The following is a 13,762-nucleotide window of genomic DNA, read 5'->3' as shown; positions in this document are numbered from 1 at the left end:
CCTCCTATGCTTTCTCTTTTCCGGATGGAAAAAGCTCGCTCAGCGCGGTTCCGGCCAGGCAGATCAGAAGGATCACAATACCGATGGCGCTGCCGGCCCCATAGTGGTCATACTTAAACACTTCCTGGTACATCAGCGTAGTCGGAAGGTTGGTCAGTCCGTTGGGCCCGCCCTCCGTCATGGAAAATACAAGGTCAAATATCTTGATGGTTCCGATGATGTCCATCAGGATACACATCTTGATGGTGGGCCCCAGAAGCGGCACCGTGATCCTGAAAAAGCAGGGCACCGCTCCTGCGCCGTCGATCCGGGCCGCCTCGTATATATCGTTGGATATGGTCGTCAGCCCGGCCAGCAGGATCACCATATAATATCCCACGCCGGCCCAGATATTTACGAAAATAATCGTATTCATGGCCGTCACCTCTTCCACCAGCCAGGAAACGGTCAGATTTTCAAGCCCTGCCGCAGACAAAAGCGCGTTGAACGTGCCGTCCGGCATGAATACATTGAAAGAACAGCTATTTGAAACATACCTCTTTTCATACAAAAAGCACCAGCCATTCCTGACTGATGCCCATTGATACTACTATTCCGAAAACACAAAAAACGATCTGCCCCTGTGCTTCCCGTTTCGTTTATGCTGTTCGTTCTGCTTTCAGTTTTTTCACTTCGTCAAGAGGAAGTCCGGCGTATTCCGCAATTTTTTCAAGTGTCAATATCCCATCTGTCAACATTCTTTTGGCAGTATTGATTGCCCCTTCTTTTACACCCTCTTGCAAAGATTCTTTTCTCATATCCTCCATGACCTTGCACATGATTAAAATGCCCTCCTTACTTTCCTTGAAAAAGTGAACTCTGTCTGCCAGAGTCCCATAATACATATCTGCCGCATTCGTACATGAAAAATCATGCATGAGTTTCCCGATTGGGGTATCTCCACGATAGGCGCCGTTCTCTAGTAGATATGGGGATTACTCCCCATACCCCTATACAAAACCGTACGTGCGCTACTAACGCATACGGCTTTTCACTTTACATTCATATGTTATCTACCTAGCAAACTCACCCTGATTTGTGGCTGTATTAATGGAAAAGTTCTCAATAGTCCTTTGGTGAAAGCTTCCCATGTATAGCTCCTTCTTTGGCTTCTGCGGTTCAGCCACTTAAACAGCAACATCTTTGTATTGTGCAGATACAGGCATATTTCCTCCATGTTATCTGTCACTCCATAATACTGGTAATGTCCTCTTAGTTTGGCATTTACCATCCTGAATATCCATTCCAGCGGCATATCCCTGTGGCTCTTTATCCACTCTTTCATCGCCTTTGTCTTGCTGCGTAGTTTCTTACGGCTTGTCTTTACTTTACACCGGAAAAAGCGTTTCTTTGCATCCGCTCCACAGTAAAATGTAAATCCCAGAAAGTCAAATGTCTCTGGCTTCCCTTCGCCTCTCCTTTTCCTGTCTTCCTCCGCAAATCTCCCAAATTCCAGTATTCTAGTCTTCTCTTCCGCCAGCTCCAGCCCATATTTGGCAAACCGTTCCTCTAGCCTCTGACGGAACACTTCTGCCTCATACTTTTTCTGAAAACAGCAGACAAAGTCATCAGCATAGCGTACTAAATAACTCTCTCCCCTACACTGTCTTTTCACAATCACATCAAACCAGTTGTCCAGCACATAATGCAGGTATATATTCGCCAATATTGGGCTCGCCCCATTTCCCTGCGGGGTCCCCCTTTCACTGTCAAGATACCTGCCGTCTTCCATGATTCCCGCTTTCAGAAATTTCCCTATGATTCCAAGGAATTTTCTGTCCGCTATGTCATGTGCCAGCATCTTCATCAGCCATTCGTGGTTTACATTGTCAAAGAATCCCCTGATGTCTGCCTCTACCACATAATTCGTCTTCTGATACCTCACTGTCTCAACGACCTTCTTTACTGCCTTGTGGCAATTCCGGTTTGGTCTGAATCCATAGCTCTCGTCATAAAATTTCGGCTCATAAATCTGTTCCAGTATCTGTGCAATTGCGTTTTCCACCAGTTTATCCTCGTAACAGGATATGCCCAGCGGCCTCATTTTGCCTTTCGTCTCTTTCGGAATATAAACCCGTCTTGTTGGATTTGGGCTGTAGCTTCCGCTCTTCATTCTCTTTACAAGATTCTCAAGGTTTTCTTCCAGATTCTGTCCATATTCTTCTTTTGTCACTCTGTCTATGCCACTGGCCTTATTCTTATCCATAGCCTTATGGATTGCTTTCAGGCTTCCAACATTGATATATGACGCCAGATTCTGGACTTTTCCATCTGTTGCGTTCGCTTTTGCGATGTTATATTGTATTCCAAGTAATTCATTTATCACGTTGCCAGCTCTCCTTTGTCCGCATGACCCTGATTTACCTGAAGCTGTAAAGTGTACACCCCTTCCCTCCACTGTGATTGGCAGTTTCTTTGGTACTATGAGTGTATCGGACTTCCTGCTGTCCTTTTGGATTCCTGCCTCATTCCTTCGGTTTGGTTTCCATACCTTTTCTTTTCAAGGAGACAGCAGGATCTCGGCTGTTCTGTATAATATAATTATCATCAACCTCGCCAAGCTCTCAGACTGGGGGATGCCCTTATTCCCTCGCCCTATCGGTCATAAGGGTGTTGTCTGCTACGTATGTAAGCGCATCGACCATTTCCAACCCTATATCTATTTCCCAGCTCAATCACTTCACTTTCGTTTCGGCTCTGTTGCTCCCTGTCCTACGCTTAAGTCTGACGTTACCGCTTCGACTCCAAGGACTCGGTACAGGCGGTTGGCTAAACCTTACCTGACAGGATTCTCCTGTTTTATATTATCAGCTTACAAAGACAGGCAGAAGTATCTCCGCCTGCCAGTGGAAATCAGCTATGCTGATTTCTCAGCCCGCGCCACATACAGTATATGCGAACCGTCCTCAAATTTTTCTCCGGTTCCCAAAAAGCAGCGATCAACCGGATAAAGTGGAAGTCCTTTTCCTATCACGTCATTTTCCGTGATGAACACTACCCATGTTTCTGGAAGCTCGTCAAAATCCTGACCTTTCTTCAACAGGTTTGCGTCCATCATGCTGGAATTATACCTTGCTCTTTTTCTCCCGGCGCCTTTGTCGGCCCGTTGAATTTCAACATTTATTTTAGCATTGGTACTATCGGTGGCGAGAATGTCAAACCTTACCGAACGATTCAGCAGATTTTCCACAAATACCTGTGTACGGACGTCCAACACCTTCAAATCCGGCTTTTCCAGTACGATCTGCAATACCAGTTCTATGCTTGCCGTATCTCCCTCAAAACACTTAGTGAGGAAATCATCATCAAGCAGGCGAAAGCCTCTTAACCGCTGTAAATCTTCCTGATGTTTCTGGTCCATCTGTTCCGTCACTGTCAATCTTCCCACCTGCCTTCTCTTTCGTCTTGTACCTCCATACTAGCATAAACCTGCTGATTTTACAAGCTGTGAGTCAGCGCAGCGCATTTCTGGTTTTCTGGTCGTTACAGTTCACGGCCCAACCGGCCGCGAACTGTAACGCATCCAGCCCATTGAAAAGTCGCCTGACGGCGGTCCTAAGCGCCAGCGACGCTTGTTTAGGACGGACCGGAACGGAGTGTAGACGGGCTGGATGCCCGCCCCATCACTGAATTGGCCGGATGCCGTGCAGCAGGTGCACGACACCGTGTGAACCAATGTCATTTAGTTAAACAAAGCCAGACCGGTGTTCTATAAATTATTAGATATAAAGTGGACTTGTTTTCACAGCACAAGTCAGAACATATGTTTTTGCTTGTGTCTGAGAGACTGTTCGGATCATAATGAAAGAGGTGAAAATTATTTTTGGGCATGACGACTAAGCAGATCCGCATCTGCTTAAAAAAAATATCTATATTTAAGGTAAAAATGCTTTCAGGCTGCCCGGTATATAAGATATCGCGGCCTCCGGAAATGGGCTGTCTTTAGCCTGTGATACTGCCGTTCATTTCGGATCGGGATCAACCTGCGCTGAAGCAGGGCGGTTACATTGATTGAGCCTTCTTTCACAGAAGGACGTAGGAACACCCTGCAAATATGGGCTGCTGTACCAAAATGTATTTTGTAATCATGCTTTGTCTTCTTTTGATGGACCACAGCAGTATGGTTGATGATACTTTCTGTCAAGTTGTAGACGATGAGTTTTGCCCATATTTCCTGTTTGACAAAGTCCGGCTTATAAGAATGGAAATTGATCAATCCGATGGTATATTTCAGTTTCCGAAATGAGGATTCCACGCCTTATACGAAAGTTCGTAAAAGACATTACAGATGTGTTTTATTTCAGCAAACGGTTTAAAAAAATGTACGGCGTTCCCCCGAAGGAATTTATCGGGAGGATTTCCACATAATGTTTTGACAGACAAAAAAGGATAAAAATAAGAACCTGAAAATTATCCATACAGCGGTTCATTCGGCAGTATGCCAAAAAAAGACAAAAATCTGGGGGTATTTTGAACAAAGAAGCACAGTACCGGGAAACTCCTACGTGATAAGATACGGATATCATAAAACATATCTAAAGGAGGAAGTTATGAACACTCAAGAGGCAAGAGAAAAAACAAGTCCAAAGCTTGCATTTGGCTACAGCCTGGGGGAGGTTGGCTGTCAGATGTCCTGGTACATGGTCAACAACTATCTGACATTGTTTTATACAGACATCGTCGGTCTGACCGCGTCTGCCATATCTCTGATCATGCTGATCGCGCGTGTATGGGACGCAATCAACGATCCGATGATGGGCTCCATCGCGGACCGCACCAATACGAAATGGGGACGTTTCCGTCCATACCTGTATTTTGCGCCGCCGGTGCTGGCAATTTTCAACATTCTGACCTTTACCGTCTGGCCCATAACCGGCACGGCAAAAGCGGTTGCCTGCCTGATCTGCTACATCGGCACCGGCATGGCCTATACGGCTGCTTCCATTGCCTATCAGGCGCTGCAGAATGTAATCGCGATTGATTCTCAGGTGCGTATGAACCTGGCGACAGCCCGCGGCATCGGTTCTTCTGTAATCGGCATCATCCTTTCCATGGTGGCGGCTCCCACTTTGCTGGCCCTCTCAAAGCCAGGGGCAGAGGTGGCAGACGCACAAGGGTACTTCCGTTTCGCGATTGTGCTTTCCATACTGATGATTCCGGCATTCTGGGCTACGGCAGTGATCTGTAAGGAGAAATACACCGACCAGCTTCATAAGCCCACGGAACATTCCGAGAAGCTTGGATTTGTCGGCGCAATCCGGGAAATCATGAAAAACGACCAGCTTCTGATGGTTGTCCTGGCGACGGTACTTGGAACCATCTGTGTATCCGGCCGTATGGGACTTCTTACATATTATATCATCTATGTTGTCGGTGATTTCATGCACATCGCCACATTTTTCACGGTCATGACCGTGGCCCAGTTGATCGGCACGCTCTTCCTTCCGATCGGTACGAAAAAGCTGGGCAAAAAAGGCTATCTGATCTTTCTTCAGATGCTGATGAACGTTGGTTTCCTGGTCATGTTCCTGTTCCCCAACGCAGGGATTCCCTTCCTTCTCGTGGTATCCTTTGTATGCGGGCTCTGTAATTCGGCTGCTTCCGTATGCTACGGCCTGGTTGCGGACTCCATCGAGTACGGCGACTGGAAGCTGGGCAGAAGGCAGGAAGGCGTTGCGGCTTCCATGCTGAGCTTCGGCGTGAAGCTGGCTACCGCACTCTGCGGCTCCGTAGGCGTGCTTTTACTGGCGGCAGTGGGATATGTTCCCAATGCGGATCAGACAGAGGCCACAAGACAGGGAATCAATGCGGTTGTGAACCTGCTTCCCTTCGTGATCGGCGTCGTTTCCCTGATCCCGATGCTCTTCTACAAGCTGGATGCAAAGAGGGTATCGGAAATCCGCGCGGATCTGGATGCCGGAAAGCATGCATGGGATCAATAAAAACTGAAGATTATATACGAAAATCCCGGAGCCGGCCAACACCCGCTCCGGGATTTTTGGTATCATCCTGTACAGTAAACCTGCCACCGGCAGCTTTCTGAATGTCTAATCTTCCTCCCTGTCTGCAGCCGCCAGCCATTTCTCCCGAAACAGCCGGACCAGAAACAGGCTTCCCCGTATGCACAATTCCACGCACATCGCAATCCAGACCCCGGTCAATCCAATGCGCGGCGCGAGAAAAACCGCCATGGTGATTCGGATTCCCCACATACTCATCAGATTCATCACACTGGGCACCAGCGTATCCCCGGCCCCCCTTAAGGCGCCGGCAGCCACGATGGAACAGGCATAAAGCGGTTCCGCAAAAGCTTCAATCCGCAGCACACGGACCCCCAAATCCCGGACCGCCCTGTCCGGGGTCAGCATCGCAAACATCCCCGGCGCAAAAAAGAACATCAAAAAGGCGGTCATGGTCATCAGCACCGCTCCCAGCAGCACCGACAGGCGCGCAAAGCCGCGGGCCTGCTCCCTTCTCCTGGCGCCCACGCTCTGCCCCACCAGGGTGGTCGCCGCCGCGGCAATGCCGTATCCGGGCATATAGCAAAGGCTTTCCGCCGTCACCGCAAGCGAATTGGCCGCCACCGACACCGTCCCCAGCGGGGACACAATTTTCGTGGAAATAATCTGCGCCCCGCTGAGTACCCCGTGTTCAAAGGCCATGGGAAGGGAAATGCGGACTGCCTTTTTCAGGTATATTCCGCTCACGCCCCATCCCCCTTTCCCTGTGACCTGCATCACCTTGGAACGAAAACAGAGCATATACAGCAGCGCCAGGGCGGTCACCACTTCCGAGAGGGCCGTTCCCAGAGCCGCCCCTGCCACTCCAAGCCCGGCCCCGTATACGACCCAATGGCCGCTGCCGATCTCCACCGTCCTGGTGGGAAAGATCAGGAAAAAATTAAACAGGACATCCAGAACGCACATGGTCCCGTTCAGGATGCTGGGTGTTTTCATATCACCGCTGCACTGCAGCATACTTCCTCCAAGCTGGCGGAACTGAACCGCCGGAAGCGCGCAGGCATAGATGAAAAAATAACGGGACGCCTCTTCACATACCTCCGGCGCCCCTCCGAGCCAGCGCGGAAGAATCCCGCTGACCGAGATGCAGGCAAAACACACCAGCAGGGCAAACGCCCCGCAGACAAGAAGAGACTGCCGAAGCACGTCCCTGGCAGCCTCCTCTTCTTTTGCCCCGATATACTGGGCAGCCTGTACCGAAAATCCCATCGCCGCACTGATGCACAGGCCCCCTACAAACCACGTAGTGCTGGTCACCAGCCCGATGGACGCCGTGGCATTCTTTCCCAGGCTCCCCACCATGGCCGCATCAATATACTGCATCACAATCGAACTGATCTCCGCCAGAATTGCCGGGATACTCAGGCAGACCACAAGCCGGACCTGCTGTCCGAAGGACAATGCCTTCCCTCTGATCAATTGTAGGTTTTCTTCCTGTCTGCTCAAAATAACATCCCCTCAAATGCGGTTTCCTACATTCCGCGCTGTCCTTTTTTAATACTCAAACTGACGATAATAACGGCGGATCACCATGGGGTGCTTAAACTCATCTTCCAGATGGGCATCCACCCGGTTATTCACCGCATGCATCACCAGATGGGACAGGGAACCGCGGAACTCTGTGCTGATTCCTTCCAGCTCATAGTCCTTGCTGTCGATCACTACATAGTTTTTGCACACCTTCGGCAGGAACCCTGCCACGCGCTCTGCAAGCGGTCTCTGGGAATCCTCGCCCATGAACAGCGTCACCGGAGTCTCCGCTTCTACCACTTCCAGCATGCCGTGGAAAAATTCCGCGCAGGTAATCGACTTGGTCCGAATCCAAAGCTGCTCCTCCCAGTAACACATCGCGTAAGAATATGTGGCTCCCCACTGGTTGCCGCTTCCCACAAAATAATGGGGCATATCCGGATTTGCTTTTACATAGGCGTAAACCTCTTTCGCGTATTCCGCCGCCCATGCGTCCGCCTTCTTCTCTACATTCACGAGGGCCTCTGCCAGATGCTCCTCCATCTCTTTGTTATAACGGTCATATTCCGGAAATTCCCCGTTGTTGTACATCAGCCGGTTTGCCGTCATATAGAACTTCAACTGCTCGTTCTCCGGGTAAGAAATGCACCAGTCGCAGAGCTTCACAATCTCTGCCTCCGCCTTATCCACAAACCCAAAGACTTTCGCGCCGATTTCCTTTGCCTTTTCCACCGCCTTGACCATTTCTTCCGTATTTCCTGTTACAGATGAGAAGATCACGATGGAATCCTTTGTAAAACGTTTATTTCCAGTTGTAATGAACTCAGCCGCGTTTTCCACGTAGACCGGAAGCGCGCTCCTGCCTCTCATATATACTTCAGCCTGAAGGCTGGACGCCCAGGTTCCGCCGATTCCGATAAAATAAATCCCGTCGAAGCCTTTCTCCTGGATCTCATCCACAACCTTCTCAATCTCTCCTCTTAAGGCCAGGCCTCCGTTTACGCTGTTTATCTGCTTCTGCTCATCAAACTTCAACATACCAATGTCCTCCTATTTATGGAAATGGACCGTAAAATTGCACTTATCTCCTCTCGTATAAGATCTTGAATATTCTATGACCCTATCCTTGTCATCGTAAGTCGTACACGAGAATAAAAATACGGTCTGCTCTTTGTTAATATTGATCATCCTTGCGTCTGACTGGGTAAGCTGGGCCAGATCAAGCACCTGCCACGCCCTGGCAGGATTGATTCCATAAAACTTGTAGATCTCGAACATGCTGAACACGGAAATGTCAATATTTTCCACGTTGGGCACCAGATTATATGGAATAAATATCTCCTGGATCGCAATGGGCTCATCGTCCGCATAGTCCAGACGCTTAATATAATATATCAGATCCTCCTCATGGATCTTCAAAATGGACGCATACTTTTCTCCGGCCTTCCTCTGGCCTCTGAGCAAAATCTTTTTACAGGAACGGACATGCCGGTCTTTCATCGTCTGGGAAAAACCGCCGAGCACTTCCAGGTCGCGTTCATATTTTGCCATCACATAAACGCCTTTTCCCTTCACCCGCTTTAGCAGCCCTTCGTTCACCAGCGCGTCGATGGCGCTGCGCACCGTCAGCCGGTTGATGCCGTAGGTCTCTGCAAGCGCATTTTCAGAAGGTATCGCGGTTCCCGGGGCGTACTCCCCGTCCTCAATCTTGGAACGCACCACCTCCCGAAGCTGTATATACACCGGTGCAAGATAATCTACTCCTGTTGATTCCGCCAAAACAAACGTCCCCTTTCTTACCTTACCAGGCGCCGTTATACTCCAAAGTTACGCTGGAATTGGAAGCGCCTGCCTTCATACATTCTTCTACTGATTTTTCTTCCAGGATTCCTTTTAAGAAGCCTGCGATATAGCTGTCGCCTGCCCCCATCGTATCCACAACATGACAGGGGATGATACCGAACGTGGTATACGCCTTCCCGTCATATACAATGCTGCCCTTCTCTCCCAGGGTCGTGATCACAAGCTTCGGCCCCCGGTCAAAGATCTCTTTCATCTGCGCCCGAAGCTCAGGCGTATCCCCGTCGTCCGCCGCGAAAAACAGGTAATCCACGGACGGAATCGCAATCCGGGCCGCCTCGTCGTCCGGACGGGTTGCCGCGTCAAACGCGGTTTTTACACCCCGGCTGTGGATCTCTGCCAGGTCGGCATGGATATTGCCCCACAGGCCCGTCACAACCAGATCATGGCTGCACAAAAAGTCAATCTCTTCCTTTGTCAGCTTAAACTCCGCGAGAACCCCTTCCTCGTAATCTCCGAACACACGCTCCCCGTCTATCAGGTCCACATGTGTGATGGCCGTGCTGCCTTCCTCAAACCGGATATGTGAGACATCCACGCCTTTTTCCCCGATTTTTTCTTTCATCAGACTGCCGTACTGGTCTGTCCCTACAACGCCTGTATAAGAGGCTTCCCCTCCCAGGCGCAGGAAGTACACCGCCACATTGACCGGGTTTCCCCCCGGATAAGCCTTTCCTATATTTTCATAAACATCCATACAGTTATCGCCAACTGCAGCTAATTTCATTCCGAATCCCTCCATAATCATTGAAACCGGTTTGCGGTACAATGTTCTGGAACAGGCTATTTTCTGGTAAGCTCGCTGGCAAGACACACATACTCTGTACGGGTAATTTCCTTAAAACACTCAAAAACCCTGTCTTCATTGTCGCACGTAACCCCAGACTGGTAAAGGACAGGTGTCCCCGCCTCCACATGCAGATATCCGGCCTCTTTTTCGTCGCAATTGGAAATACTCAGATTTTCATAACCGCTCTTTACTTCCACGCCGTAACGCTCTCTCAGAATCACGTACAGGGATTCTCTTTCAAAATTGTGCTGATCCAGATCCGGGAAACGCCCGGCGTCCAGATGGATCACCGACATAGTCACCGGAATCCCGTCCAGCATCCGCACACGTTCCAGACGCCACAGCTTATGTCCCAGCGGCAGCTTCATCTTGCGCCCGATGTGTTTGGATGTCTCGCAGACAGACAGATCCAGCACCTGGCTTGTAATCTCTCTGCCCATATCCGCCGCTGTCTGATGCAGCCCTCTGGCATCCTGCAGATTCCGGACCAGCTTTTCCCGGGCCACATAGGTCCCGGAGCCGTTTTTATTATAAATTTTTCCCTGCGATATCAATTGCTTTATGGCGCTGCGCAGCGTCGAACGATTAAAATCCCACATTTCACACATTGCGCGCTCTGAAGGAAGCTTATCATCTGCCTGCAGCCTGTTCCTGATCATATAATTTTCTATCTTCTCAATCGCCTCGTCGCGGGGCTTCTGACGCTCAATTTTCATAGCAGATATTCCTCAATTTTCACATTTCAGATTGTTCATACAGTCTCTTTCATCTTAGAACATCCGCCCCAAAAAGTCAACTTTCGAATCCGCCCCGCCAACCGCAAAATCCGTCTTTACACTAATTTTCCAACTGTCTTTCCTTCTTGTTTTTGTTCTCCCAGAAATAGTATACCGGAAGCCCTGTCGCAACCGCGATCACCGCACAGGCAATCCCCTGCATCGGAGCCCAGATAAAGGTAGACCAGATCAGGGTTCCTGTTACAATCATGGCCACCGCTACCATCAGCGGCCTGAACGGCATATGATAGGTAGGCTTATAATTTTCTTTGTTGCGCAGCACAATGATCGTGCCGAATGTCATGAAGTTCTTTAACAGGCCCACCAGGGTAAAATATCCCAGCAGGTCAGACAGAGACGTGGCGAAAATCAGAACGATCGCAACCGCGCACTGCACGATGATGGAAAAATACGGCGTCTCATACTGCGGATGTACTTTTGCAAACGATTTGAAGAATAACCCGTCCTTTGCCATGGCGTATTCAATTCTTGGCTGGTACATGACACAGCTTGAAAGCGAACCGATTACGACAATCACGGCCATCACGGCAATGATGGTACCTGCATAATTTCCGATTCCAGGAATCTTCGAAGCCAGCAGGGCGATGGGCGCCTCCGAGGAGGCCAGTTCATCCACGGACAAAAGGCCGGAAGCTACCACCGTCAGAGCCACATACAGGCCGAGTACGGTAACCGCTGTCAGGATCAGTCCTTTGGGAAGGTTTTTCTCCGGGTCTTTGATCTCCCCGGACATGTAGCAGGGCGCCGCCATGCCGTCAAATGACCATGTGGTGGCAGATACGCCTGCCATCAGGGCCGCAAACCCGCCGGTTGCCGCAGCTCCCGCCAAAGGCGCCGCGGACATGAACAGATCGCCCTTGATGAAGAAAATTCCGATCCCGATGATCAGGATAAACGGAATGATCTTCAGCGCCGTAATAATGGCCTGGAATTTTCCTCCCCCTTCTACGGAACGCAGATGCATCATCATGAAGAACAGGACAAATGCCGTTGCGATCAGCCGCAGCACAATACCATGCACCGGAATGAAGAATCCCAGATAATTCGCAATCGCCAGGGCCATAATGGAAATGGACGGCGGGTCTGTCGCCCAGAAGCTGATCCATCCGCAGAGGAACGCCAGCGGCCTGGAACCTGCCTCTTTAAAATACACATACTGCCCTCCGTCCTCCGGAAAGGCACTGGCCAGCTCCGCATAGCAGAAGTTGGCAGGCACCTGGAGGATTCCTCCGATCAAAAATGCAAGAACCAGGAACAGGCTGCTGCCTGCCGCGGCCGCAACTTCGCTCAGCGACGAAAAGATTCCGGAACCCACCGTGGTCCCGACCCCTAAAGCAATCACGGCGCTTAGGCCCAGCTTCCGTTTCAGCTCGACACTCTGAGCCTGAGGTGTTTCTTGTGACATACTCATCACTCCTTTGATTGATATTTGGATGGTTTTAAGACGTCCCCGTCTTTTATCACATCATGGTTCCCCATGCTGCTCACTCTCCTGCCGCCTGGATCAGGACGGTTCTCTTCGCGGGACCGTCAAACTCGCAGAAATAGACCTCCTGGGCCCCGCCTTTGACCACCTCGCCGTCCTGGATGATCAGATGGCAGTGGTTCCCCGTTATATGGGCTTTCAGATGCCCCGTCGGATTTCCTGCCGTGGACCCGTAATCCCGAAGCATGCGCGCGTGGGCGTAGTGCCCCTCCTCCGGCGCCAGACGGCCCAGAAAATCCTCAATATCGCTCTCCAGACATTCCAGGGATTCATTGACCATGATCCCGGTAGTCGTATGCTTTGAAATCACATGGACCATTCCGTTTTGAATCCCGCTTTCTCTGACTGCATCTTCAATCTTCTCCGTTATACGGATAAATTGATTGTATGTTTCAGTCAGGATGGTAATCGATTTTAAAACGACCATACTTTTTCCTCCCTACAGACCGCCTAAAAATTCCACCGCGTTCTTGCCTTTTACCAGCTCCAGCGTGCTCTCGCGAAAGCCCAGCTTTGTGAGCGCGTCCGCCATACGGATCTGCTCGAATCTGGGGTTATTGCTTCCAAACATCACCTGATGCCGGAGGCTCCTGTCAATCCAGGAAGCCGGAATGTCCTGGGTAAATACCTTTTTGTAAAATTCCCAGGCATTGTCGAAATACAGGATGCCGGTGTCTGCATAGACGTTCGGATATTTCAGCATCAGCATGGCCGTCTCCTGCACCCAGGGCCATCCGAAATGGGCCAGACAGATTTTCAGCCCCGGCCTCAGCGCCGCCAGTTCTTCAAACTCCGCCGGCCTGGAATATTTGGATAATGTATTCGGCTCCCAGGACAGCCCGCTGTGGAAGACAATCGGTTTTTTGTATGCTTCGCAAATATCGTATATTTTTGCAAGCCTTTCATCCGACGGATAAAAGTGCTGTCTTGAGGGATGGAGCTTCAGCCCTCTTAACCCCAGCTCCTCAAACGCATATTCCAGATCTTCCTCCGCGTCTTTGTGAAGCGGGTCCACGCCGGCGAATCCAATAAACTTGTCCGGCGCAAGATCCACCAGGGCTTTGATCTCTTCATTTGCGACCAGCGGCTCCCCGTGCTCCCTCCGGTAGTCCTGTGGAAGCAGGCACAGGCGGTCCAGTCCCGCGCAGGACATCTGGTTGAAAATATGCTCCAGCGGCGCCGTTCCGTTCAGATGGATGTCCAGCGCGTCATGCCGCAAGTCCTCTTTTCGGCTGTCCCCGTTGATCGGTTCATAAAACGCCGGATGTACATGCATATCGATAAACATTTTTTTCCTCCT

The 13,762-nt window shown here is 50.3% G+C and carries 11 protein-coding genes and 2 pseudogenes; 1 reads left to right on the top strand and 12 read right to left on the bottom strand.

Going from position 1 to position 13,762, the window contains the following annotated elements; translation table 11 throughout:
• Nucleotides 1-4: 4 nt before the first annotated feature.
• The 4 genes and pseudogenes from EBB54_RS04390 to EBB54_RS04375 all read right to left on the bottom strand — a co-directional run.
• Entirely contained in the window at nucleotides 5-550 is a 546-nt protein-coding gene (locus EBB54_RS04390; protein WP_243127520.1) for a carbohydrate ABC transporter permease, read from the bottom strand.
• An 88-nt stretch (nucleotides 551-638) separates the two neighbouring features.
• A pseudogene (locus EBB54_RS32130) lies at nucleotides 639-974 on the bottom strand (nuclease); the annotation flags it as partial.
• Nucleotides 975-1,048: 74 nt separating this feature from the next.
• Entirely contained in the window at nucleotides 1,049-2,365 is a 1,317-nt protein-coding gene (ltrA, locus tag EBB54_RS04380; RefSeq protein ID WP_125126514.1) for a group II intron reverse transcriptase/maturase, read from the bottom strand.
• Nucleotides 2,366-2,920: 555 nt separating this feature from the next.
• Nucleotides 2,921-3,400, bottom strand: a pseudogene (locus EBB54_RS04375) (PD-(D/E)XK nuclease family transposase); the annotation flags it as partial.
• Between the two features lie 1,189 nt (nucleotides 3,401-4,589).
• On the opposite strand from EBB54_RS04375, the gene EBB54_RS04370 reads away from it, so the two are divergent.
• Complete coding sequence (locus tag EBB54_RS04370) at nucleotides 4,590-5,981, top strand: MFS transporter (RefSeq protein ID WP_125126513.1); 1,392 nt, start codon at nucleotides 4,590-4,592, stop codon at nucleotides 5,979-5,981.
• A gap of 105 nt (nucleotides 5,982-6,086) precedes the next feature.
• Here EBB54_RS04370 and EBB54_RS04365 read toward each other — a convergent pair whose 3' ends face one another.
• The 8 genes from EBB54_RS04365 to EBB54_RS04330 all read right to left on the bottom strand — a co-directional run bounded on the left by EBB54_RS04365 (nucleotide 6,087) and on the right by EBB54_RS04330 (nucleotide 13,750).
• Nucleotides 6,087-7,505, bottom strand: coding sequence for an MATE family efflux transporter (locus EBB54_RS04365; RefSeq protein WP_243127519.1), 1,419 nt, complete (start codon nucleotides 7,503-7,505; stop codon nucleotides 6,087-6,089).
• A gap of 48 nt (nucleotides 7,506-7,553) precedes the next feature.
• Nucleotides 7,554-8,567: an SIS domain-containing protein gene (locus EBB54_RS04360; RefSeq protein WP_125126512.1), complete on the bottom strand. Its 1,014-nt coding sequence runs from the start codon at nucleotides 8,565-8,567 to the stop codon at nucleotides 7,554-7,556.
• Nucleotides 8,568-8,579: 12 nt separating this feature from the next.
• Entirely contained in the window at nucleotides 8,580-9,308 is a 729-nt protein-coding gene (locus tag EBB54_RS04355) for a GntR family transcriptional regulator (RefSeq protein ID WP_125126511.1), read from the bottom strand.
• A gap of 22 nt (nucleotides 9,309-9,330) precedes the next feature.
• The gene (gene frlD, locus EBB54_RS04350) at nucleotides 9,331-10,116 is read right to left on the bottom strand and encodes a fructoselysine 6-kinase (RefSeq protein WP_125126510.1); all 786 of its coding nucleotides are present in this window, start codon (nucleotides 10,114-10,116) and stop codon (nucleotides 9,331-9,333) included.
• A gap of 56 nt (nucleotides 10,117-10,172) precedes the next feature.
• Nucleotides 10,173-10,895: a GntR family transcriptional regulator gene (locus EBB54_RS04345; RefSeq protein WP_004069628.1), complete on the bottom strand. Its 723-nt coding sequence runs from the start codon at nucleotides 10,893-10,895 to the stop codon at nucleotides 10,173-10,175.
• 121 nt (nucleotides 10,896-11,016) lie between these two features.
• Entirely contained in the window at nucleotides 11,017-12,381 is a 1,365-nt protein-coding gene (locus EBB54_RS04340; protein ID WP_125126509.1) for an amino acid permease, read from the bottom strand.
• Between the two features lie 79 nt (nucleotides 12,382-12,460).
• The gene (locus tag EBB54_RS04335) at nucleotides 12,461-12,889 is read right to left on the bottom strand and encodes a secondary thiamine-phosphate synthase enzyme YjbQ (protein WP_004069631.1); all 429 of its coding nucleotides are present in this window, start codon (nucleotides 12,887-12,889) and stop codon (nucleotides 12,461-12,463) included.
• Between the two features lie 12 nt (nucleotides 12,890-12,901).
• A complete protein-coding gene (locus EBB54_RS04330; RefSeq protein WP_125126508.1) occupies nucleotides 12,902-13,750 on the bottom strand; it encodes an amidohydrolase family protein in 849 nt (282 codons plus the stop codon).
• Nucleotides 13,751-13,762 lie beyond the last annotated feature (12 nt).

The sequence above is a fragment of the Schaedlerella arabinosiphila genome, from assembly GCF_003885045.1.
In the GTDB taxonomy this organism is placed as follows: Bacteria; Bacillota; Clostridia; order Lachnospirales; family Lachnospiraceae; genus Schaedlerella; species Schaedlerella arabinosiphila.
Note: the sequence above shows the minus strand (reverse complement) of the source record. Positions and strands in the feature narration are given on the sequence as shown.